This is a genomic window from Stenotrophomonas sp. B2, from assembly GCF_014947095.1.
GTDB classification, from domain to species: Bacteria; Pseudomonadota; Gammaproteobacteria; order Xanthomonadales; family Xanthomonadaceae; genus Stenotrophomonas; species Stenotrophomonas maltophilia_P.
The window spans coordinates 185,810-208,584 of sequence record NZ_JADCQA010000002.1; the positions used below are offsets into that span (position 1 = coordinate 185,810).

Genomic DNA, 22,775 nt, shown 5'->3' on the forward strand with positions numbered 1-22,775 from the left:
TCGCAGCCCGGGGGAAGAAGGAATGTCAGTGGCAGTAAAGATCCTGACCGGCATCCTGCTGGTCTCGGGGGCGGCCTCCGCGTGGGCGGCGCCGGTATTGCCGGCGCCACAGGAGTTCTATTTCGACAACGATGCCGCGGCTGCGCCGATGGTGGTCGTACAGCAGTCGCAGGGCGATGCCCTGGTGGCGCAGCTGCTCAAGCAGCGCGAGCGTGGCCGGCGCGTGGTGGAAGCGACCGTGCAGCTGGCCTCGGTGGCGATCGCGCAGGGCCGTACCGAACTTGGCGAGCAGCTGTACCGCGAAGCATTGAAGGATGCCCCGGTGCAGAGCAGCGTCGGTCGCGGCGTACGCTGGAACTATGGTTGGGACCTGCTGCGGCAGGGGCAGCCGGAGGCCGCGCTGGAGCAGTGGCAGGCCGCCGCCGGCAGTACGCTCAGCAAGCCGAGCTGGTTGCCGCCAAGCTACGCGTTGGCACTGTGGCGCCTGGGGCAGAAGGAGCAGGCCGTGCAGTGGTACGCCGCTGCCGTGCGCACCGAACCGTCGCAGTGGAGCGACAGCAGCCGCTACGCGCAGCTGCTGCCGCAGTGGCGCGAGGACGAGCGCGCGTCGCTGGCCGAAGTACAGCAGGCCTGGGCTGCCGCGCCGCCGGCCTGGCCCTGAGGGCAGGCGTGGTGCCGGGGTGCACCCGGCACCTGCAGAGGGCAACAGCCTGCGCCGCGGGTGGCAGACCGCTCAGTCGTCCGCAGACACCGTGCGACCGGACGCCCACTCGCGCAACGCCGCCACCTGCTCGGCCATCAGCACCGACAAGGGCCGTGTCGCCCGGATCTCGCCCATCAGCGTTTCGGTATCCAGCGGCCGGTTCTCGGCATGGGCCGCATACAGCCCGGCCACGATGGCCTGCTCGATCTCCGCACCGGAGAACCCGTTGGACGCTGCGGCAAGCGCCGGCAGCGCGAAGTCGTCCGCAGTGAGCTGGCGTCGCCCCAGGTGCAGGCGCAGCAGTTCCACCCGCACCTCGGGCGAGGGCAGGTCAACGAAGAAGATCTCGTCGAAGCGCCCCTTGCGCAGCAGTTCCGCGGGCAGCTCATGCACCTGGTTGGCGGTAGCGACGATGAACACCGGCGCCTTGCGTTCGGCCATCCAGGTCAGCAGGTAGCCAAGCACGCGGCGCGATACCCCACCGTCGTCGCCACCACTGGCCAGGCCCTTCTCGATCTCGTCCATCCACAGCACGCAGGGCGCCAGCTGCTCGGCCGAGGCCAGGGCCTGGCGCAGGTTGGACTCGGTCTCGCCGTGGTACTTGTTGTACAGCGCGCCCACGTCCAGGCGCAGCAGCGGTACGCCGAACCCGGCGGCGGTGGCCTTGGCCAGCATCGACTTGCCGCAGCCCTGCACGCCCAGGAGCAGCATGCCGCGCGGCGGATCCAGCCCTGCCGGTGCCGAGCCGGCGATGAAGGCGACACGGCGCTGGTTGATCCAGCGCTTGAGCCGGTTGGCGCCGGCCACGTCGCCGAAGCGCGCGCTGTCATGCTCGAAGAACAGGTGGCCGCTGCGGTTGAGCAGCTCGAACTTCAGCCGCGCCAGCTGTGGCAGGTCGTCGTCGCGCAGCGCACCGTCGGCGTAGATGAGCTGCCGGGCGATGCGCCGGGCGTCGACCAGGCTCAGGCCCTGCAGGTTCTTCAGGATCTTCTTCACCGCCTCGCTGTCGACCTCCACGCGGCGGCCGCCGTGCTCGCGTGCATAGGCATCGGCCTCTTCGCGCAGCATCTTCAGCAGCGCATTGGCGTCGGGCAGGCGCGGGTTGAAGCGTACCGCCAGGGCTTCCAGCTCGGCCGGCAGTTCGACCTTGGCACCGATCAGCACCAGCACATGGGGTTCGCTGTGGCGGCGCTGGATCAGGTCGCGCAACGCGCGCTGGTGGCTGGCATAGCCCAGATAGGGATGGAAATCGAGCAGCAGGTACACCCCGCGCTGGTCGGCCTGGCGGATCATCTGCAGCGCCGCGCTGGCATCGGGCGGTCCGACCGGCGCATCCTCGCTGTCCAGATCGATGCGGCGCAGGCCCTCGGTGATCGACCAGCGGTGCAGGGCCCGCCATACATGCATCAGTGTCTGCCGGAACAACTCGACGATGCGGCCCTCGTCCTGGGTCTCCACTACGATCAGGGGGGTATTGGCGCGGATCAGCGCGCTCAGGTCCTGCAGTTCGCTCATGCGGGTTCGATCCTTCGGGGGCGTCACCATAGCAAAGCCGATGCCGACAGGTTCAGCGCGGCTCTACCTCCCGTCACCATCGCCGGTGTACGCTCGGGGCACGTACCCGGAAGCGAGGCTGGCATGAAGACGATCCTGGTGGCCGGTTCCAAGGGCGGGGTGGGCAAGACCACCGTCGCCACCCACCTGGCCGCGTACGCGGCATTGCAGGGCAAGGCCACGGTGATCGCCGATGCCGACCCGCAGGGCTCCAGCACCCGCTGGGCACAGCGCCGCGCCGGCCTGGAAAGCGCGGTGCTGCCGATCGACGTGTACCGGAAGAAGCAATGGGCCCAGAAGCTGCCCGATGGCACCGAGACCGTCATCATCGATGCGCCTGCCGGCGCGTTGGCCGACGATATCCCCCATTTCCTTGATGCCGCCGATGCGGTGGTGGTGCCGGTGCTGCCCTCGGCGCTGGACATCGAAGCCATCGTCGGCTTCCTCAACAGCCTGGCCCAGGTGCCGCGCGTGCACAGCCGCAAGCTGCCGGTGGGGCTGGTGCTCAACCGCACCAAGCCCTGGACCCAGACCTCGCAGCAGGCGCTGCAGATGCTGGCCGAATGGCCGTACCCGGTGGTCGCACAGCTGCGCGACAGCCAGAGCTACGTGGTCATGACCGGCCTGGGCCGCAGCCTGTTCGACTATCGCTCCGCCCAGGTGCGCGAGCACCAGGCCGACTGGGAACCTCTGCTGTCCTGGCTGAAGCTGTGACCGTTCACGCCTGGGCCCTTGCTCCACTCCCCGATTCCATGGATATCCGCGATGCGTGAACTGATCCTGCTGCGCCATGCCCACGCCGAACCGGCCACCCCGGGCCAGGCCGACCTCGACCGGCCCCTGTCGCCGGTCGGGCTTGCCGAAGCCGAAGCCGCCGGCCGCTGGCTGAAGGAGAACAAGCTGCTGCCGGATTGCGTGCTGTGCTCGCCTGCGCGGCGCACCCGCGAAACCCTGGAAGCGGTGATGGCGGCCATCGGCTATGTCGAAAAGCGCCTGGAAGACCGCATCTACGAAGCCACCCCGGGCACCCTGGCGGCACTGGTGGATGAACGCCGCGATCTCGACCGTGTGCTGGTCGTGGGCCACAACCCCGGCCTGGAACGGCTGGTGGCTCTGATGACCGAAGGCAGCAGCAGCGATTACCGCGGCATGCCGCCGGCCGGCATCGCGGTGCTCGGCTTCCCGCGCGAAGCGGCGATCGAGCCGGGCGTGGCCAGCCTGAACGCCTTCTGGTGGCCGTGAGCCGATGAGCCTGCGGTGGCCCGGCCGCTGCCTGTTGCCCCTGCTGCTGGCACTCGCCCCGGCCTGGGCGGGCGTGCCCCAGCCAACCACGTTGCCTCCGGTGCGCGCCGATGGCCCCCGCGTGCTGCTGCTCGACACCCAGCATTCGCGCATCGGCTTCGAAGTACGCACCCGCTTCGGGCAGCGCATCGAGGGGGTGTTCCCGCAGTTCGAGGGGCGCATCGAGGTGCTCTCCGACGGCCGCCACCAGGTGCACCTGAAGATGTTCACCCGGTCGGTGGAGATTCCCGGCAAGGCCCGCTACACCGGCTGGATGCGGGGCGAGGAGTTCTTCGACGCCGGGCGGCACCCCATGGTGGAGTTCGATTCGCTGCCCTACTGGCCCGACACGGTGGCCGAAGGCGGCGACATCGAAGGCCGTCTGACCCTGCGCGGGGTCAGCCATCCTGAATCGCTGCGGGTCGAGAAGGCGCAGTGCGCCCGACCCGGCTATGATTGCGACGTCGTCAGCCGCGGTACCGTGCAACGAGGCCGGTATGGCATGGACAGCTGGCAGCTTGCCTTGAGTGACCGAGTGACCTTCGTATTGCGAGCGCGCCTGAGCGAGGCGCCGAAACCGTGAATCTGCTGCTGCGGGTGCTGGCGCTGGCAACGGTGTTGCTTGGCAGTGGCTGTGCGTCGCTGTCGCACGCCGAGCGCGACCGTGCCGAAGCGATTGCCGTGCAGGCGCGCTCCACCGAGGTCGACTGCCAGCGTGCCGACCGCTGCGCGCAGGAGTCGCCGCTGCGCGCGCTCGCTGGCCGCGCATTCAGCGAGTCCACCGAAACCCGTCCCCGTCATTACGCCACCCTGCTGGACGAGGGGGAGGGCGCACTGGTCGCGCGCCTGAACCTGTTGCGCAGCGCCACCCGCAGCATCGATCTGCAGACCTATATCTTCGACAAGGACGACAGTGCCCGGCTGGTCATCGATGAACTGCTCGCCGCCTCGAAGCGGGGAGTGAAGGTGCGGCTGCTGATCGACCAGCTCTCGGCCATCTCCGACCTGCAGATTCTCGGCGCCCTGTCCGGCGCCCACGAGAACTTCCAGCTGCGGGTGTACAACCCCACCTTCGGCAAGGCGCGGCTGAACTACTTCGACTATGCCGGCAGCGTGCTGTGCTGTTTCCGCCGCTTCAACCAGCGCATGCACAACAAGCTGCTGGTGATTGATGACGCAATCGGCGTGGTTGGCGGCCGCAACTACCAGGACGACTATTACGACTGGGACCGCGAGTACAACTTCCGCGATCGCGACGTATTGATCGCCGGCCCGGAAGTGCGCGAGATGGCGGCCAACTTCGATGCGTTCTGGCGCGCCCGCCGCAGCGTGCCGGCCGAACGCCTGAACGACGTCGGACGCACGCTGCTGCGCGAGGGCGTGCCGAACCTGCCGCCCGCCACCTTCCGCCGTCCCGAGCGGGTGCAGCGGGTCAGCGCGGAGGCCAACGACATGGACTTCGTCACCCGCTCCTTCGTCGACACCGCGTTGCCGGTGGCGTCGGTGCGCTACGTCGCCGACCTGCCGCGAAAGCATCGGCGCGAAAAGGTCGATGCGCCGCGGGCCAGCCAGCACGTCACCGAGCCACAGCTCGACGCACTGATCGCCAGCGCGCAGCACGAAGTGATCCTGCAGACGCCGTACCTGGTGCTGTCCAAACCCGCGCAGACGTTGTTCCGCGATCTGCGCAAGCGTCCGCAGCCGCCGCGCGTGCTGGTGTCCACCAACAGCCTGGCGGCCACCGACAACCCGATCGTCTACGCGCTGTCGTACAAGTACAAGCGGCGCAACATGCGTGAGCTGGGCTTCAACATCTTCGAATACAAGCCGTTCCCGCTCGATGCGCCGGTCGACTACCGCAACCTGCTGCCGGACCCGATCGAGGCGCCGCCGGGCCAGGACAGTGGCGGACGCAATCCGCTGATCGGCGGCAGCGCTGCCGGCAGCAATGCCCGCAGCGGCGGTACGTCCACCGCCACCGACGCCGCCGCCGCCACCACGACTGGCGCCGACGAAGCGCCGGCGGTTTTCCGCCCCCGCACCGGCAGCGCCTACGAGAATGCGCGGGCGCGCCGCCGCGCCGCCGGCAGTGAAGTGGAAACGCGTCTGCTGCGCACCGAGACGCGGCCCTCGTTCCTGGGCAGCAAGGCGGTCAACAAGCCGCTGCCTGTGACCCGCAAGGGTGCGCGCATGGGGTTGCACGCGAAGTCGCTGGTGGTCGACCGCCGCATCGGCGTGGTCGGCACCCACAACTTCGATCCGCGCAGCGAGAACTACAACACCGAAGGTGCGGTGATCATCGACGATCCGGTGTTCGCCGAGCAGCTGGCGCAGAGCATCCTGCGCGACATCCACCCGCAGAACTCCTGGACGGTCGCGCCACGCGCCAAGCCGCCGGTGCTGTCCGGGCTCAACTACAGCGTCGGCAAGGCCTCCGAGGCCCTGCCGATCCTCGATTTCTGGCCGTGGCGCTACGCCACCGACTACGAGTTCAAGCCGGGTCCGGACTGCCCGCAGCCGCTGCCCCGGCAGAGCCCGGACTTCCACCAGTGCTACGTCGCCGTGGGTGACTTCCCTGAAGTCAACGTCGGACCGAAGTGGCTGCTGGTGCGCATGCTGACCGCGTTCGGCGCCGGCCTCGTCCCCATCCTCTGAAGGTGCCCGCATGACCCAGGTGTTCCGCGAAGCCGTATCCCTCGAGCAGCTCAACGCGCTCAGCCGCAACACGGCCATCGCGTCGCTGGGCATCGTCTTCAGCGCTGCCGGTGAAGACTGGCTGCAGGCCACCATGCCGGTGGACGAGCGCACCCGCCAGCCCTACGGCATCCTGCACGGCGGCGCATCGGTGGTGCTGGCCGAGACCCTGGGCAGCAGCGCGGGCAATCTGTGCGTGGAGGCCGGCAAGCAGATCTGCGTGGGCCTGGAAATCAGCGCCAACCACGTGCGCGCGGTGCGTTCGGGCACCGTCACCGGTACCGCACGCGCGCTGCACGTGGGTCGCAGCACGCAGCTGTGGGAGATCCGCATCGAGGACGAGCAGGGCCGGCTGGTGTGCATCTCGCGGCTGACCCTGGCCGTGGTGGCTGCCGGCCACGGCTGAGCCCCCGGCCAGGCCCGCGACAGCGGCGGAACCCAGCGTTCCCCGCCGATTGCCCCGATCAAGCGGATTTATGGCCTGAACCAGCTGGCAGCGATGGCAGCCCTCCGGTATCGTGCGCGGATGACTTCCCCCACTCCGGCCCCCCGCGGCGGCGTGGCGCGTGTGTGCCGTTACCTGTACCGCGTACCGCTGCTGTTGGTCCACATCCTCGTGTTCCTGCCGCTCACCCTGCTGGGCATGCTTGCGCCGTGGGCGAACCTGCGCGTGGGCCAGGACCGTCTCGGTGCCAAAGTGGTGAACGCGTGGCAGGGCGGCCTGATGTGGATCTTCGGTTTCCGCCTGGAGCGCATCGGCCAGCCGCTGCCCGGCGCGGTGCTGTTCGTCGCCAACCACGTCAGCTGGGTCGACATCAGCATCCTGCACAGCCAGCGCATGATGGGCTTCGTCGCCAAGCGCGAGATCGCCGGCTGGCCGGTGGTCGGCTGGCTGGCCGCGCGCGGCCAGACCATCTTCCACCAGCGTGGCAACACCGAGTCGCTCGGTGGGGTGATGCAGGTGATGGCCGATCGCCTGCGTGAAGGCAGGGCCGTGGGCGTGTTCCCGGAAGGACGCACCCGCGGGGGCCACGAAGTGGGCCCGTTCCACGCCCGGATCTTCCAGGCGGCAGTCGAGACCGGTGTGCCGGTGCAGCCGGTGGCGCTGGTGTACGGAAAGAAGGGCGACGCGCAGACGATCGTGGCCTTCGGCCCCGGCGAGAGTTTCTTCGCCAATTTCCTGCGCCTGCTCGGTGAGCCGGCGCGACGTGCGGAAGTGCACTTCCTGGCACCGATCGGTGCCCAGGACCTGGAAGGCCGTCGGCGCATCGCGGAAACCTCGCGCGCGCGCATCGTGGCGGCCATGAGCGGGGAGTGAGGCCGTGGTGGCCCTGGTCCCGCCACCGCCTGTCGACGCATCCGCGTCGATGCTGACTGCGGCCGATTACCAGCCGCCGCGCTGGCTGCGCAATCCCCACCTGCAGTCGATGCTCAGTTCCAGCCGCATGCGCCTGCAGCGCGGCCTGCTGCTGCTGGCCGCCACCGGCGCAGTCAGCGAGGAAATGATCCTCGATGGTGGCGAGGGCGTGCGCCTGCAGGGCTGGCACAGCCACGTCGAGGGGCGTGAGCCGCGTGGCATCGCACTGCTGCTGCATGGCTGGGAAGGCAGCGCCGAGTCCAGCTACATGCGCATGGCCGCCGCGCGCATGCTCGAGCAGGGCTTCGACGTGGTGCGGCTGAACTTCCGTGACCATGGCAACACCCATCACCTCAACCCCGGCATCTTCCATTCCAACCTGATCGACGAAGTGGTGCATGCCGCGGGCGACGTCGCCCAGCGCTGGCCGCACCTGCCGCTGGTCGCCGCTGGCTACTCGCTGGGAGGCAACTTCGTGCTGCGCCTGGCCCTGCGTGCGCCGGCAGCCGGCGTGCCGCTGCTGCGGGTGGCCTCGGTGTGCCCGGTGCTGGACCCGGCGTTGACCATGGAGAGCATCGAGAACGGCCCGGCGATGTACGACTGGTATTTCCGCCGCAAGTGGACCGTCTCGCTGCGCCGCAAGCGCGACCTGTTCCCCGAGTTGAGTGACTGCGACGATCGCGTGCTGAAGCTGGACATCCGCGCGCTGACCGCATGGCTGGTCGAGCGCCATACCACCTTCGGTTCGCTGCAGGCGTATTTCGACGGCTACTCGATTGCCGGTGATCGCCTGTCCGGGCTGCAGGTGCCGGCCGACATCCTGATGGCACAGGATGATCCGGTGATCCCGTATTCCACGTTCCGCGACTGGCAGCTGCCACGCCAGGCGCATCTGGAAACGGCGTGCTGGGGCGGTCACTGCGGTTTCCTGGAAAACTGGCGTGGTGACGGCTTCTCCGAGCGCTGGGTGGCGCAGCGCCTGCGGCGGGTTCTGCAGGCCTGAACCGGGACCGGCGCGCAGGCCGCTACAATGCGGGTTTGCCCTTGAACCGGACCGCCATGCAAGACCAGATCATCCAAGCGTTGCGCCAGAACGAGGCCGGCCAGGCCGTGCAGCTGGCCCAGGCGTGGACCCGTGACGAACCCGGCCTGGCCGCGGCCCACCGCTGGCTGGCGCTTGCGCTGCAGCAGCAGGGCAAGCCCGGCGACGCAATGGACGCCCTGCAGCAGGCGCTGCGGCTGGCCCCCGACGATGCCCAGCTGCATCTGCAGCATGCCGGCCTGCTGTTGGCGCTGCGCGAATACCAGGGCGCCGACGAGGCGCTGCTGCGTACCACCGATCTCAATCCGAACGCCTTTTCCGCCTACCTGATGCAGGCGCACCTGGCGATCGGCCGTAATGACTTCGATGAAGCCCAGCGCCTGTCGACCCTGGCCGCGCGCGTTGAACCGGATCACCCTGATCTGCTGCACATCGACGGCATGATCGCCCTGCGCCGTGACGATCCTGATCGCGCGCTGGTACTGCTGTCGCAGGCCAACCAGGCCCAGCCGAATGATCCGCGCGTGCTGTATGCACTGGGCTTTGCCTATCTGGGCAAGGACATGCTGGCATTCGCCGAGCAGGCCTTCCGCCGCGTGCTGGAGCTCAACCCGTCGCTGTCGTCCCTGCACGGGCTGGTCGTGCAGCTGGCGTTGCGGCAGGGCAATCTCGAGGCCGCCGCCGAGGCCATGCAGGTGGCGCTGCAGCAGCCAGGCATGGACCACGCATCGCTGCGGCGCCTGGCCGGTGAGCTGGCGCTGCGCAGCGGGCAGCCCTTGCAGGCGCTGGAACACCTGCTGCCGCTGCTGGAATCGCAGCCGGCAGACCGGCAGATGCTGCAGCTGCTGCTGATGTCGTGGCAGCGGCTGGGCCGCGAGGAAGAAGCACGCGCACGCCTGGATGCGGCGCTGGAAAACAACCCGCAGCTGCATGACCTGTGGCTGGCACGCCTGTCGGTGGAAGAGGTGGGCAGCGATGCGGCGGTTGCCGTGGTCGAGCGCTGGATCGAAGCGATGCCTGGCCATGTGCCCGCCCTGGAGGCGCGTCTGCGGCTGCACGACATGGCGGGTGAGCACGCACAGGCTGAAGGCATCGCAGAACGCATCGTCAGCCTCGAGCCGGGCCGTGTCAGCGCCGAGTCCCGCCTTGTCGAGGGCCTGCTGCAGCGCGACCCCGCTGCTGCCGTCGCCCGCGTGCAGGCGCTGATCGAACAGGCCGCGGAGGGCCATCGCGCTGACCTGCGCACCTGGCTGGGCGAGATCCAGGATCGCGCCGGGCAACCGGATGCCGCCCTGGCAACCTGGCTGGCGCTGCAGGCCGACCAGGCGCCGCAGCGCCTGCCGCTGCCGCCGCAGGCGAAGGCACCGCCGAGCTGGCCGGACAAGGGCAGTGTCGACGAATCCAACACGTCGGCGCCGATTTTCCTGTGGGGCGCACCGGGTTCGGGTGTGGAGCGCGTGGCGACCGGCCTGGCCGCTGCCAGCCCGGTGTTACGCAGTGATCGCTACACCAGCAACCCGCCGGATGACGCGTTCCAGAACTACCACACGCTGCAGGACCTGGCGTCCGGCGTGCTGACGCCGGAGCGGCTGGTGCAGCGCTGGCGCGAGCAGCTGCCGGCGCGCGGCGTGCAGGGCGACACGATCATCGACTGGCTGCTGTGGTGGGACAACGCGCTGCTGTGGGCCCTGCGCCCCCAGCTGCCGCAGGGCCGCCTGCTGATCGTGCTGCGTGATCCGCGCGACATGCTGCTGGACTGGGTGGCCTATGGCGCTGCCGCGCCGCTGGCGATGACCTCGCTGGCCGAGGCCGGCGAATGGCTGGCGCGTGCGCTGGCCCAGGTCGCGACCCTGAACGAGGAAGATCTGTACCCGCATGTGCTGCTGCGGATCGACCACATCGGCAATGATGCGCAGGCGATGGCCGAGCTGCTGGGACGCCTGTTCGAGCGCCCCATGCCCGTGGCAGCCCAGCTTGGCGTGCCGCGCTTCCCGCCGGGCCACTGGCGCCACTACCGCGACGTGATGAGCGCCGCTTTCGCCCAGCTGACACCGATCGCGGTGCGCCTGGGCTACCCGGAAGAGTGAGGACCGTCCGATGAAACTGAGCAGCCACAGCCTGACCAACGGCGCACCGATCGACCGCGAATTCGCCGCCGGCGACACCGCCGGTTTCGCGCCGGACCGCAATCCCCACCTGGCCTGGAGCGATGTGCCCGAGGGCACCCGCTCGTTCGTGCTGATCTGCGTGGACCCGGATGTGCCGACCGTGCCGGACACCGTCGGCCGCAGCGATATGACGGTGCCACGCGACCAGCCGCGCTGCGACTTCGTGCACTGGGTGATGGCCGACATCCCTGCCAGCGTGCACGAGATCGCCGCGGGCAGCTGCAGCGATGGCTTCGTGGTCAAGGGCAAGGCCGCACCGGCCGGTCCGGCCGGCAGCCGGCAGGGCCTGAACGACTTCACCGGCTGGTTCGCCGGCAATCCGGACATGGCCGGTGATTACCTGGGCTACGACGGCCCGTACCCGCCGTTCAACGACGAGCGGCTGCACCGCTACTTCTTCCGTGTGTTCGCGCTGGACGTGGCCGCGCTGGCGTTGCCGGAGCGCTTCACCGCCGCGGATGTCCATCGCGCCATGCATGGCCATGTGCTGGCCGAGGCGGCGCTGCACGGCACCTACACGTTGAATCCGGCGCTGGCCTGACCGCGCAGCGTGTTTCTGCAGCGCCGGGCAGTACGCCCGGCGGCAACGAAGAAGGGCGGCCCTGCGGCCGCCCTTCTGCATGCTTACTTCTTCTCGACGGCCGACTCGACCACCATGTCCAGCACATACGCCTGCGACGGCGCATCGGCCGGCGGGTTCTTCACCTCGTAGCGCTTCACCCGCACGACGTTGCGCACGCCGTCTTCGTGGGTGTAGCCCTCGATGTTGCCGTAGAAGTTCTCGAACTTGCCCGGCTCGCCCTGCTTGAGGCCCTTGTCGTCATACTTCACCTCGCGGACCTGCAGGCACTGGTAGTCCGGGATCAGCGGGTGCGAGCACTTCTCGGTCCGGGCGGCCACTTCCAGGAACACGGTTTCGCCGGCGCCGCCATAGCGGGTTTCAGCGGTGGGTTCCGGAGCGAAGACCAGCGTGTCGCCCTGTGCGCTGGTCAGGGTCAGCGTGCCGGCGGCATCCTGCTCCGCCTTCAGTTCACCCTGCAGGCGGCTGGATACGGCCTCGTCCAGCGCCATCAGCGACTTGTCCGCGCAGGCCATCATCGTCGAGGCCATCGCGCTGACACTCAGCTTTCCGTCGGCCAGGGTGTAACCGCCACTCATGCGGTTGCAGGTATTGCTGACCGACAGGCGGCCATCGACGAAGTCCAGGGTGACCGGCTTGTCTTCACGGGCGAACAGCGCGTCGATGCGCTTGCCGTCGGCGGCCGTGGCCTTCTGCAGCCGCCAGTGCTGGCTCTGCAGGCGCTGCGCGTCCAGGTGCGCCAGCGTCTGCTGGTCTGCCGCCTTGGTCGCCGCCGGGGCCACGTCGTCGCCGCCGGTTCCGGCCGGGGCCGGGGTCTGGCTGCAGGCGGCCAGCAGGGCCAGCGGGAGGAGCAGGGTGAGCTTGCGGTTCATGGTGATTCTCCTTGGGGAACCGAGGGGGAAACGGGGCGGGGCCGGCAACGGGGTTGCCGTTCCCCGCCGCTGTTCAGGTGCCGGACGGCAACCACAGCAGCAGTGCGGCACCCAGCGCGATGCGGTACAGGGCGAACGCGGTGAAGCGGTGCGATTTGATGTAGCCCAGCAGCCACTTCACTACGATGAAGCCGGTGATGACGGCGGCAACGAACGCCACGCCGACATCGGCCCAGTTCTCGCTGGCCAGTTGTCCCTTCTTGGCCAGCTCGAGGAACGCATAGGCGCTGGCGGCGAACATGGTGGGAATGCCGACCAGGAACACGAACTCGGCGGCGGCTGCGCGACGGCTCAGGCCCAGCAGCATGGCCAGGAAGATGGCCGACGCCGAGCGCGAGGTGCCGGGGAACACGCCGGCCACCACCTGTGCCAGACCGACACCGATCGCCACCGTCCAGGTAACCTGGTCGCGGTCGGGCAGGCGCGCGGTATACAGCTCCACCAGCAGCATCCAGATGCCGCCGATGATCAGCGCCCAGGCGATCGGGCTGACCGTTTCCGGAAGTTCCCAGCCGAGCAGGCGCACCGGCAGCCCGACCACGGCGGTAACCAGGAATGCCGCGCCCAGCTTGAACACGTAGTCGCGGTTCTCGCGCTGTCCCAGGCCGGTGGCCAGACTCCACAGGCGCTGGCGGAACACCAGCACCACGGCCAGGATCGCGCCGGCCTGGATGATGATGTTGAAGAAATCCGAACGTGCGCCCAGCCAATGCTGGGCGATCAGCAGGTGGCCGGTACTGGAGATCGGCAGGAATTCGGTCAAGCCTTCGAGGATGCCCAGCAGCAGGGCGGAGAGCAGGTCGGACATGGGCAGTGCGGGCGCGTGCGGCGGAAGAAGGTCGAGAGGATAGACCATCCATGCCGCACCAAAGGGGTGCATCCGCGTGCCTGCGCACCCCTTTGGTGCAGGCTGTGCCGCACTGACTCAGTGCACGCTGTGTGAAATCAAGGACTTGCAGGGCGCAAAAAGTTGGCACGGTCATTGCTGTACCTCAGCAGGCATTCATTCCCATCCGAGGTCGTACCGATGTCCGTGGAAAACGTTGAGAAGCTGATCAAGGACAACCAGATCGAGTTCGTCGATCTGCGCTTTGTCGACATGCGCGGTGTCGAACAGCATGTCACCTTCCCGGTCAGCATCGTCGAAGCGTCGCTGTTCGAAGAAGGCAAGATGTTCGATGGCAGCTCGATCGCCGGCTGGAAGGGCATCAACGAATCGGACATGGTCCTGCTGCCGGATCCGTCCAGCGCCTATGTCGATCCGTTCTACGCCGATCCGACCCTGGTGATCAGCTGCGACATCCTCGATCCGGCCACCATGCAGGCCTACGGCCGCTGCCCGCGCGGCATCGCCAAGCGCGCCGAGGCCTACCTGAAGTCCTCGGGCATCGCCGAATCGGCGTTCTTCGGCCCGGAGCCGGAATTCTTCATCTTCGACTCGGTCCGTTTCGCCAATGAAATGGGCAACACCTTCTTCAAGGTCGACTCGGAAGAAGCCGCCTGGAACAGCGGCGCGAAGTACGATGGCGCCAACAGCGGCTACCGCCCGGGCGTGAAGGGCGGCTACTTCCCGGTGCCGCCGACCGACACCCTGCACGACCTGCGTGCGGAAATGTGCAAGACGCTGGAACAGGTCGGCATCGAAGTGGAAGTGCAGCACCACGAGGTGGCCACCGCCGGCCAGTGCGAGATCGGCACCAAGTTCAGCACCCTGGTGCAGAAGGCCGATGAGCTGCTGCGCATGAAGTACGTCATCAAGAACGTCGCGCACCGCAACGGCAAGACCGTCACCTTCATGCCCAAGCCGATCGTCGGCGACAACGGCAGCGGCATGCACGTGCACCAGTCGCTGTCCAAGGGCGGCGCCAACCTGTTCTCCGGCGACGGTTACGGCGGCCTGAGCCAGCTGGCGCTGTGGTACATCGGCGGCATCTTCAAGCATGCCCGCGCCATCAATGCCTTCGCCAACTCGGGCACCAACAGCTACAAGCGCCTGGTGCCGGGCTTCGAAGCACCGGTGATGCTGGCCTATTCGGCGCGCAACCGTTCGGCGTCGTGCCGCATTCCGTGGGTCTCCAACCCGAAGGCACGCCGCATCGAAATGCGCTTCCCCGATCCGATCCAGTCCGGCTACCTGACCTTCACCGCGCTGATGATGGCCGGCCTGGACGGCATCAAGAACCAGATCGACCCGGGCGCACCGAGCGACAAGGACCTGTACGACCTGCCGCCGGAAGAAGAGAAGCTGATTCCGCAGGTCTGCTCCTCGCTGGACCAGGCGCTGGAAGCGCTGGACAAGGACCGTGAGTTCCTGAAGGCCGGCGGCGTGATGAGCGATGACTTCATCGACGGCTACATCGCCCTGAAGATGCAGGAAGTGACCAAGTTCCGCGCGGCGACCCACCCGCTGGAATACCAGCTGTACTACGCCAGTTGACCGGGCGGCGATGGCGGCGGGCTTCCCCCTCCCACCCGCCGCCATCGCCTCCGATCTTTGCGGCTGGGGAGCCGCAGGGTGGGCTCCGGCCCACCGTGGTAGAGCGGACCGTGGGTCCGTTGATCCAGGGGCAAGAGAGACCGGATACGCGACATGGGCCGCCCTCCCTCCCGCGTCGGTCGTGCAAGGAGAGAGGCACGACCGTCCCGGCCCCGTTCGTGTCCGGTGCAACAGCCACGGCCATCGATGTGATGGCCCGTGGTTGCCTGATGCCATCGCGCGTTGGCGCGCTGGCCCCATCCACCATCGGGACATGCGCATGAAACTGATCTCCGCCATCATCCGACCGTTCAAGCTCGACGAGGTCCGCGAGGCCCTCTCCGATGCTGGCGTGTCGGGCATCACCGTGACCGAAGTGAAAGGCTTCGGCCGCCAGAAGGGCCATACCGAGCTGTACCGCGGCGCAGAGTACGTCGTCGATTTCCTGCCCAAGATCAAGATCGAAACCGTGGTCACCGACGAGCGCGCCGATGCGGTGATCGAGGCGATCCAATCGTCGGCAGGTACCGGCAAGATCGGTGACGGCAAGATCTTCGTCACCGCCGTCGAACAGGTCATCCGCATCCGCACCGGCGAAATCGGTGCAGACGCGCTGTAACCCCCTTCCGGAGACTCCCCCAATGAAGATGCGCCTTCTTACCGGGTGGCAAGCCCGGTTCCATCTCGTGTGCCTGCTGATGCTGCTCAGCGCGCTGGCCGCGGGCGTCTGGCCGGGCAACGCCCACGCCCAGGCCCAGGTGACACCGTTGAGCAGTGAACCGGTAGCGGTCGAGCCGCTGCAGGCACCGGCCGCCGCCGCTCCCGCGGCTGCCGAGGCTGCGGCCCCGGCATTCGATCACGGCGACGTCGCCTGGATGCTGACCTCCACCCTGCTGGTGCTGTTGATGGTGGTGCCGGGCCTGGCCCTGTTCTACGGCGGCCTGGTGCGTTCGAAGAACGTGCTGTCCGTGCTGAGCCAGATCCTGGTGGTGTTCTCGCTGGTGCTGCTGCTGTGGGTGTCCTACGGCTACAGCGCGGTGTTCAGCGCCGGCAATCCGTTCTTCGGTTCATTCACCGAGTTCGCGTTCCTGAAGGGCTTCACGCCCGACTCGGTGGGCAACACGCCGATCGCGGGCCTGCCGGATTATCTGTTCGTCGCCTTCCAGTCGACTTTCGCCGGCATCACCACCGCGCTGATCGTCGGTGCCTTCGCCGAGCGCATCAAGTTCCGTGCGGTGCTGCTGTTCTCGGCATTGTGGTTCACCTTCAGCTACATCCCGATGGCGCATATCGTCTGGGGCGGTGGCTACCTGGGTGAGCTGGGCGCGATCGACTTCGCTGGCGGTACCGTGGTGCACATCAACGCCGGCGTTGCCGGCCTGGTCGCCGCGTGGTTCGTCGGCAAGCGCCTTGGCTACGGCCAGACCGCGCTGAAGCCGCACAACGTACCGTTCACCTACATCGGCGCGATGCTGCTGTGGGTGGGCTGGTTCGGCTTCAACGCCGGCTCCGCCGCCGCGGCCGATACCGTGGCATCGCTGGCCTTCCTCAACACCGTGCTGGCCACCGCCGCCGCAGTGCTGGGCTGGACGCTGGTGGAAGCCATCGGCAAGGGCAAGCCGTCGGCGCTGGGTGCGGCCTCCGGCGCGGTGGCCGGCCTGGTCGGCATCACGCCCGCGTGCGGCACGGTCGGGCCGCTGGGTGCCATCATCATTGGTTTCGTCGCCGGCACCGTCTGCGTGTGGGGCGTCACCGGTCTCAAGCGGCTGCTGAAGGTGGATGACACGGCCGACGTGTTCGGCGTGCACGGCGTCGGCGGCATCGTCGGCGCGATCCTCACCGGTGTGTTCAGTGCGCAGTCGCTGGGCGGCACCAAGGCCGATCTGGATATCGGCCACCAGGTGTGGGTGCAGGTGGTCAGCGTCGGCCTGACGGTGGTCTGGTCCGCCGTGGTGACCGCGGTCATCCTGCTGCTGGTGAAGGTGGTGGTCGGCCTGCGCGTGACCGAAGAGGCCGAACGTACCGGCCTGGACGTCACCTCGCACGGCGAATCCGCGTACGAGGCCTGATGCAGGGGCGGGCGGTCCGGAAGGGCCGCCCGCACGCTGTGCAGCCGGGCCATGCCCGGCTGCGTCCGTCAGGGCACCGGCCACGCGCCGCGTGCCCCTCCATGCACGATCCATCCCGATCGCGCACAATCAGGGGCATGCACCCGATCCGCACGTCCCTGCTGCTCTCGGCCTGCCTGCTGCTGGCCGCCTGTGCGTCCGCTCCGCCGGAGCCGCGCAATCCGCTCGCGACCTGGGTGCCCTCGCCGAACCACAACGCGCGGGGTCCGGTCATCATCGTCATCCACCACACCGAACAGGATTCGGTGCAGCAGAGCCTGCGCACGCTGCGCACCGCCAACAGTGGCGGCCGGGTCAGCGCGCATTACCTGATCGGCGCCGACGGCCATCGCTACCAGCTGGTGAGCGATCAACGTCGTGCCTGGCATGCCGGCACGGGCCGATGGGGCACCATCACCGACCTCAACTCGGCGTCCATCGGCATCGAGCTGGACAACAACGGCCGCACACCCTTCAGCGCGGCGCAGATCGAATCGTTGATCGTGCTGCTGCGCGACCTCACCGCGCGCCTGGACATTCCGCCGCGGCAGGTCATCGGCCACGCCGACCTGGCGCCGACGCGCAAGCAGGATCCCAGCCGTTTCTTCCCGTGGCAGCAGCTGGCAGAGGCCGGCTTCGGCGTGTGGCCGCGTGCCAGCGATGGCCCCGCACCGGAAGGCTTCGATGCCTGGAATGCGCTGGCCCGCTTCGGTTACCCGCTGGAGGATAGGGACGCGGCGGTGGCCGCGTTCCACCGTCGATTCCGTGGCAGCGATGATCTGCCGAAGACGCTGGATGCGGAAGACGCGCGCATCCTGTACTCGCTGCTGCTGCAGACGCCGTGACCGCCAGCGCCGGGTCGGAATGCCGGTAGCGCCGGGCCGTGCCCGGCGAGCGCACAGCGCGGGATCCGCTTCCGCCGGCCATGGGCCGGCGCTACACCTGCATGAGGTTGCCGGGCCAGCACCCGCCCCACTACATTGCGACCATGATCACTGTTAAGTCGTTGCCGCGCGCGCTGCTCCTCCTGCTCGGTGCAGCCCTGCTCGCCGCGTGTTCCACCACCGGCACCCGCCCAGGCGCACCTGCCGCTGCCACGCCCGCTGCGGCCACCTACGCCAGGGTTGAATGGAGTGCGCTGCCACCGGTCTCGGACAGCGACCTGCAGGCCGGCTTCGTCGCCTGGCGCAGCAGCTGCACCCGCCTGAAGAACGATGCGGTCTGGGCCAGACCCTGCGCCACAGCCGCTGCGGTTTCAGACAAGGACCCGGCCGCCATCCGCCAGTTCCTGCAGCGTGATCTGGACGTGTATGCGCTGCGTGCGGGTGGCCAGCAGGCCGAAGGCCTGATCACCGGCTACTACGAGCCGATCTACCCCGGCAGCCTCAGCCGCACGGACACGGCAACAGTGCCGGTCTATGGCACCCCCGATGATCTGATCGTGGTGCAGCTGGACAGCGTCTACCCCGAACTGAAGGGCAAGCGCCTGCGCGGCCGCCTGGACGGCAAGGTACTCAAGCCCTATGACGACGCAGGCACCATCGCCGGCAAGGGTGCCAAGGCGCCGGTACTGGCCTGGCTGACCGATCCGATGGACCTGCAGCTGCTGCAGATCCAGGGCTCGGGCCGGGTGCGCCTGGCCGATGGCACGCAGGTGCGGCTGGCCTACGCCGAGCAGAACGGCCATCCCTACCGCGCCATCGGCCGCTGGCTGGTGGAGCAGGGCGAGCTGCGCAAGGAAGACGTCACCATGGACGCCATCCGCACGTGGGCGAAGGCGAATCCCGCGCGTGTTCCGGAGCTGCTGCGCAGCAATCCCAGCTACGTGTTCTTCGTGCGCAGCGCCGACAGCCCGGAAGGCCCGCGCGGTTCGTTGAACGTACCGCTGACTGCCGGCTACAGCGTTGCCGTGGATCGCACCGTGGTACCGCTGGGCAGCCTGCTGTGGCTGTCGACCACCCGTCCGGACGGTACGCCGCTGGTACGCCCGGTGGCCGCGCAGGATACGGGTGGCGCCATTGCCGGCGAAGTCCGCGCCGATCTGTACTGGGGCACCGGTGATGCCGCTGGGAAGCTGGCCGGCGACATGAAGCAGCAGGGCAGCCTGTGGATGCTGTGGCCGAAGGGCGTGACGCTGCCGGCCCGCTGACCGCTGACCGCTGACCGCTGACCGCTGACCGCTGACCGCTGACCGCTGACCGCAGACCGGGCCGCGGCGATGCCCGCGCGAGGTAGCGGTCGCGGGCCATGGGGATTGGCGGACGAATGGTCAAATTTTAAGGACTTTACGTAGCAAGCAGTCCCGGAAAGGGGCGCAAAGTGGACCTGTCGAAACCCACTCACTTCGCAGGAGATTCCACCATGAACACCGTCACCCGCACCCTGGCCGCCACTGCCCTGGCTCTGTCCCTGCAGGCCGGCCTGTCCGCCCAGGCTGCGCAAGCGGCGCCCTCCACCGCCGTCACCGCCGTCGCCCGTACCGCCAGCACCCTCACCACCGCCGATGGCGTGCAGCTCTACTACAAGGACTGGGGTCCGAAGGATGGCCCGGTGGTCACCTTCAGCCACGGCTGGCCGCTGGACTCGGACAGCTGGGAATCGCAGATGATCTTCCTGGCCGACCATGGCTACCGCGTGATCGCGCATGACCGCCGCGGTCATGGACGCTCCAGCCAGCCGTGGGAAGGCAACGACATGGACCACTATGCCGATGACCTGGCCACGGTGATCAACACGCTGGATCTGCATGACGTGACGCTGGTGGGCTTCTCCACCGGGGGGGGCGAAGTGGCGCGCTACATCGGCCGCCATGGTACCGGCCGGGTGAAGAAGGCCGTGCTGATCAGCTCGGTGCCGCCGCTCATGCTCAAGACCGCCGACAACCCCGGCGGCGTACCGATCGAAGTGTTCGATGGCCTGCGCAAGGCGCAGCTGGAAAACCGCTCGCAGCTGTACCGCGACATTCCCTCCGGCCCGTTCTATGGCTTCAACCGCCCCGGCGCGAAGGTTTCGCAGGCCATGATCGACGCCTGGTGGGCGCAGGGCATGCTGGGCGGGCACAAGAACACCTACGATTCGATCGCCGCATTCTCGGCAACCGATTTCCGCCAGGACCTGAAGAAGTTCGACGTGCCGACGCTGGTGATCCACGGTGATGACGATCAGATCGTGCCGATCGACGTTGCCGGCCGCATGTCGGCCAAGCTGATCAAGGGCGCCCGCCTGATCGTCTACCCGGGTGCGCCGCATGGCCTGACCGAAACCCACAAGGACAAGGTCAACCAGGACCTGCTGGCCTTCCTGCAGCAGAAGTGAGTGCAGGGCCCCGGCGGTGAGCCGGGGCCTTCTGCCGTGATCGACGGGCGAATGGCAGGTCATCGCACGGCCCCTGCGGTGCCCGCTGGGCGATAATGCCGCCCTCTGAACTCTCCGGCTGCCTCCACAGCCAGGACTCCGGCAATGAAGAACGCAAAGAAGTACTACAAGCACTGGGCCGAATCGGGCCTCGGCAAGGGCAACGTGCTGATGGAAGCACGGGGCGACAGGATCGTCCGCCAGGTGGAGATCTACGGCTCCAAGCTGGTATGGGCCGATGAAAACGGCCAGAGCGATGACCGTTTCATGCTGGCCGACCAGCCCGTCTCGTTCCTGGATTTCGATTCCGACGACGAGATCAGCGCGCGCGAATTTGAAATCGCGTGGAAGAAGGCCAGGGAAGCGACCGGTTATCCGTCTGCCTGACGCCCGGCAAACCGGCGTCCCCGATGGCTGCCAGAACTGAAATGTTATAAAGTTTCATTTTTGGCACTCCATCTCCTTCCCCATGAAGACCCCCACGCTGCTGGCCGCCCTGGCGGCGGCTCCCCTTGCCCCTGACGCATTGGCGCAGTCAGCCGACGCGGCGCTCACCCTGGGCAAGGTCGATGTCCACCAGCACCGGGAAGGCGCCCTCAGCGCGCACCAGGTACTCACCTCCGTTGACGTTCTGGGCGCAGACCAGATTGAAGACCGCACCGTGTCCCACAGCTGGGAACTGCTGGGGCAGATGCCCGGCATCCAGCTGACCGAAACACGCCAGGGTGCCGAGTCGGGCAAGGTCAGCTTCCGCGCCTTCAATGGCGAGGGTTACCTCAATGCCATCAAGACCCTGATCGATGGCATCCCGAGCAACGTCAACAGCGGCAACCAGCGCTTCATCGACATGCTGTTCCCGCTGGAAATCAGCTACATCGAGGTGGTGCGCGGGACCAACGATCCGCGTTATGGGCTGCACAACATCGGCGGCAACGTGAACTTCGGTACCCGCCAGGGCGGCAGTTACACCGATGCACGGCTGGCCTATGGCAGCTACAACACGCGCGATGCGCAGCTGGCGGTGGGCCGCGAATCCAACGGCTTCGCGCAGAACTACTTCATCGGCACCCAGGCCAGCGACGGTTATCGCGAGCACGACACCTCCAGGAAGTATTCGCTGGGTGGCAAGTGGTTCTACGGTTCACTGGACGATGGCCTGCGCGTGGGCCTGACCGCGCGCGCCTATCACCACGAGGCGGACGAGCCCGGCTTCATGACGGCCGAGGAACTGCGCACGCACCGCCGTGGCAGCGACCTGCGCAACGCCCATGACGGCGACGACCGCGACATGCGCCAGTTCGCCGCGCATCTGGACCTGAAGCTGTCCGACGCGCTCGTTCTCGGCACCCGGCTGTACTACAACCGTTACCAGGACGATCGGCGCGTGACCTTCAGCGACCTGCCCACCGGCAACCTGCCGCGCCAGCGGCGGCTGTGGGACGAGCGCCAGGCCGGCCTGCTCACCACGCTTACCTGGCAGCCCGCAGCCACGCTGACGGTGGAGGGCGGGTTGAACTACGAGCAGCAGGACAACGGTTACATCCGCGAGCGGTATGCCTACGCCGAACCCACCGATTTCACCCGCCCGCCGGCCCGCGTGCAGAACGACGACCGCCACAGCTTCGACAACGTGGGCGCTTATCTGCAGGCCATCTATCAGCCAGCCGCCGCCTGGAAGATCGTGCCGGCCTATCGCGTGGACCGCTTCAATGGTCGCACGCGGTTGATGGATGGCACCCGCGGGCGGCTGCAGGACTACGGCACCATCGGCCAGCCCAAGCTGAGCGTCATCCACAGCCTGGGCGACACCACCCACGTCTACGCGAACTGGGGCCGCACGTTCCAGGTGCTGACCGGCGCCACCGCGCCGGCCTATCTCACGCCCGGGCAGACGCCGATGCGTCCTTCCACCAACACCGGCATGGAGCTGGGCCTGAAGTTCCAGCCCTTTGACGGCGCCCAGGCCCGCCTGGCGATATGGCAGCAGGATGCGGAGAACGAGGTGTCCAACATGCCGGCCACCGGCACCACCGTCACCCTGGGCAAGACCCGGCGCCGTGGCGTGGACGCGCAGTTGAGCCTGCAGGTGGGCGACGACTGGACAGTGTGGGCCTCGCATGCGTACCAGGAAGCGAAGATCACCCGCGACAACCGCGCCCCCGGCGTGTCCCTGCAGGGTCGCGAAGTGGCCGCCACCCCGCGCCACATCAGCAACCTGGGCGTGGACTACCAGGCCAGCCAGGCACTGCGGCTGGGTCTGCAGGCGCGCGCGCAGGGCGACTACTACCTGGAAGAGCGCAACGTGGCCGGCAGGTTCGGCGGCTTCGCCGTGCTCGACCTTACTGCCGCGTACCGGATCAATCCGCGCTGGAGCGTGGACCTGCAGCTGAAGAACGTCACCGGACGCGAGTACGCCTACGCGTGGTACGACAGCTTCTTCTGGGACAGTGCCCGGCCGATGTTCTCGCCTGCCCCCGGCCGCACCGTCTTCGTCGGCCTCAGCATGAAGCTGTAGCCCGGCGGGGC

The 22,775-nt window shown here is 68.0% G+C and carries 21 protein-coding genes; 18 read left to right on the forward strand and 3 right to left on the reverse strand.

The window, feature by feature from the left end:
* Positions 1-22 precede the first annotated feature (22 nt).
* Positions 23-661 carry a tetratricopeptide repeat protein gene (locus IMX13_RS02815; protein ID WP_065182080.1) on the forward strand — a complete coding sequence of 213 codons (639 nt, stop codon included), beginning with the start codon at positions 23-25 and terminating at the stop codon, positions 659-661.
* Positions 662-733: 72 nt separating this feature from the next.
* Here IMX13_RS02815 and IMX13_RS02820 read toward each other — a convergent pair whose 3' ends face one another.
* On the reverse strand, positions 734-2,218 hold the full coding sequence (locus IMX13_RS02820) for an AAA family ATPase (protein ID WP_065182079.1): 1,485 nt from the start codon (positions 2,216-2,218) through the stop codon (positions 734-736).
* Between the two features lie 123 nt (positions 2,219-2,341).
* Between IMX13_RS02820 and IMX13_RS02825 the strand changes: the two genes are divergently transcribed.
* From IMX13_RS02825 to IMX13_RS02865, 9 genes are all read left to right on the forward strand, one after another.
* On the forward strand, positions 2,342-2,971 hold the full coding sequence (locus IMX13_RS02825) for a ParA family protein (RefSeq protein ID WP_053519980.1): 630 nt from the start codon (positions 2,342-2,344) through the stop codon (positions 2,969-2,971).
* Positions 2,972-3,022: 51 nt separating this feature from the next.
* A complete protein-coding gene (locus tag IMX13_RS02830) occupies positions 3,023-3,499 on the forward strand; it encodes a histidine phosphatase family protein (RefSeq protein WP_065174130.1) in 477 nt (158 codons plus the stop codon).
* Positions 3,500-3,503: 4 nt separating this feature from the next.
* Positions 3,504-4,121 (forward strand): YceI family protein, encoded by a 618-nt coding sequence (locus IMX13_RS02835; protein WP_065174131.1) that lies wholly within the window; start codon positions 3,504-3,506, stop codon positions 4,119-4,121.
* The gene (locus IMX13_RS02840) at positions 4,118-6,193 is read left to right on the forward strand and encodes a phospholipase D family protein (protein ID WP_193395717.1); all 2,076 of its coding nucleotides are present in this window, start codon (positions 4,118-4,120) and stop codon (positions 6,191-6,193) included. Before IMX13_RS02835 ends, IMX13_RS02840 begins: the two co-directional genes overlap by 4 nt.
* Before the next feature lie 10 nt (positions 6,194-6,203).
* Positions 6,204-6,638, forward strand: a complete 435-nt coding sequence (locus IMX13_RS02845; RefSeq protein ID WP_193395718.1) for a hotdog fold thioesterase — start codon at positions 6,204-6,206, stop codon at positions 6,636-6,638.
* Between the two features lie 120 nt (positions 6,639-6,758).
* A complete protein-coding gene (locus IMX13_RS02850) occupies positions 6,759-7,550 on the forward strand; it encodes a lysophospholipid acyltransferase family protein (RefSeq protein WP_193395719.1) in 792 nt (263 codons plus the stop codon).
* A gap of 7 nt (positions 7,551-7,557) precedes the next feature.
* Positions 7,558-8,592 (forward strand): alpha/beta fold hydrolase, encoded by a 1,035-nt coding sequence (locus tag IMX13_RS02855; RefSeq protein WP_080375346.1) that lies wholly within the window; start codon positions 7,558-7,560, stop codon positions 8,590-8,592.
* A gap of 56 nt (positions 8,593-8,648) precedes the next feature.
* Positions 8,649-10,718, forward strand: coding sequence for a tetratricopeptide repeat protein (locus IMX13_RS02860; protein ID WP_065182076.1), 2,070 nt, complete (start codon positions 8,649-8,651; stop codon positions 10,716-10,718).
* A 10-nt stretch (positions 10,719-10,728) separates the two neighbouring features.
* Positions 10,729-11,340 carry a YbhB/YbcL family Raf kinase inhibitor-like protein gene (locus IMX13_RS02865; RefSeq protein WP_065182075.1) on the forward strand — a complete coding sequence of 204 codons (612 nt, stop codon included), beginning with the start codon at positions 10,729-10,731 and terminating at the stop codon, positions 11,338-11,340.
* Between the two features lie 83 nt (positions 11,341-11,423).
* Here the strand turns inward: IMX13_RS02865 and IMX13_RS02870 are convergent, their stop codons facing one another.
* A complete protein-coding gene (locus IMX13_RS02870) occupies positions 11,424-12,251 on the reverse strand; it encodes an META and DUF4377 domain-containing protein (RefSeq protein WP_053520265.1) in 828 nt (275 codons plus the stop codon).
* 73 nt (positions 12,252-12,324) lie between these two features.
* Positions 12,325-13,119: an undecaprenyl-diphosphate phosphatase gene (locus IMX13_RS02875; RefSeq protein ID WP_053520271.1), complete on the reverse strand. Its 795-nt coding sequence runs from the start codon at positions 13,117-13,119 to the stop codon at positions 12,325-12,327.
* 219 nt (positions 13,120-13,338) lie between these two features.
* Here IMX13_RS02875 and glnA point away from each other — a divergent pair, with 219 nt between their 5' ends.
* From glnA to IMX13_RS02915, 8 genes are all read left to right on the forward strand, one after another.
* The gene (gene glnA / locus IMX13_RS02880) at positions 13,339-14,748 is read left to right on the forward strand and encodes a type I glutamate--ammonia ligase (RefSeq protein ID WP_053520266.1); all 1,410 of its coding nucleotides are present in this window, start codon (positions 13,339-13,341) and stop codon (positions 14,746-14,748) included.
* Positions 14,749-15,067: 319 nt separating this feature from the next.
* On the forward strand, positions 15,068-15,406 hold the full coding sequence (locus IMX13_RS02885) for a P-II family nitrogen regulator (protein WP_004134334.1): 339 nt from the start codon (positions 15,068-15,070) through the stop codon (positions 15,404-15,406).
* Between the two features lie 22 nt (positions 15,407-15,428).
* Positions 15,429-16,856, forward strand: a complete 1,428-nt coding sequence (gene amt, locus IMX13_RS02890; RefSeq protein WP_193395720.1) for an ammonium transporter — start codon at positions 15,429-15,431, stop codon at positions 16,854-16,856.
* A gap of 137 nt (positions 16,857-16,993) precedes the next feature.
* Positions 16,994-17,740, forward strand: a complete 747-nt coding sequence (locus tag IMX13_RS02895; protein ID WP_065182073.1) for an N-acetylmuramoyl-L-alanine amidase — start codon at positions 16,994-16,996, stop codon at positions 17,738-17,740.
* Between the two features lie 143 nt (positions 17,741-17,883).
* Positions 17,884-19,044 (forward strand): MltA domain-containing protein, encoded by a 1,161-nt coding sequence (locus IMX13_RS02900; protein WP_193395721.1) that lies wholly within the window; start codon positions 17,884-17,886, stop codon positions 19,042-19,044.
* A gap of 212 nt (positions 19,045-19,256) precedes the next feature.
* Positions 19,257-20,210 (forward strand): alpha/beta hydrolase, encoded by a 954-nt coding sequence (locus IMX13_RS02905; protein WP_065182072.1) that lies wholly within the window; start codon positions 19,257-19,259, stop codon positions 20,208-20,210.
* A 144-nt stretch (positions 20,211-20,354) separates the two neighbouring features.
* Positions 20,355-20,636, forward strand: a complete 282-nt coding sequence (locus tag IMX13_RS02910) for a hypothetical protein (RefSeq protein WP_053520269.1) — start codon at positions 20,355-20,357, stop codon at positions 20,634-20,636.
* Between the two features lie 82 nt (positions 20,637-20,718).
* Positions 20,719-22,764 carry a TonB-dependent receptor gene (locus IMX13_RS02915; protein WP_065182071.1) on the forward strand — a complete coding sequence of 682 codons (2,046 nt, stop codon included), beginning with the start codon at positions 20,719-20,721 and terminating at the stop codon, positions 22,762-22,764.
* The last annotated feature ends 11 nt before the right edge of the window (positions 22,765-22,775 follow it).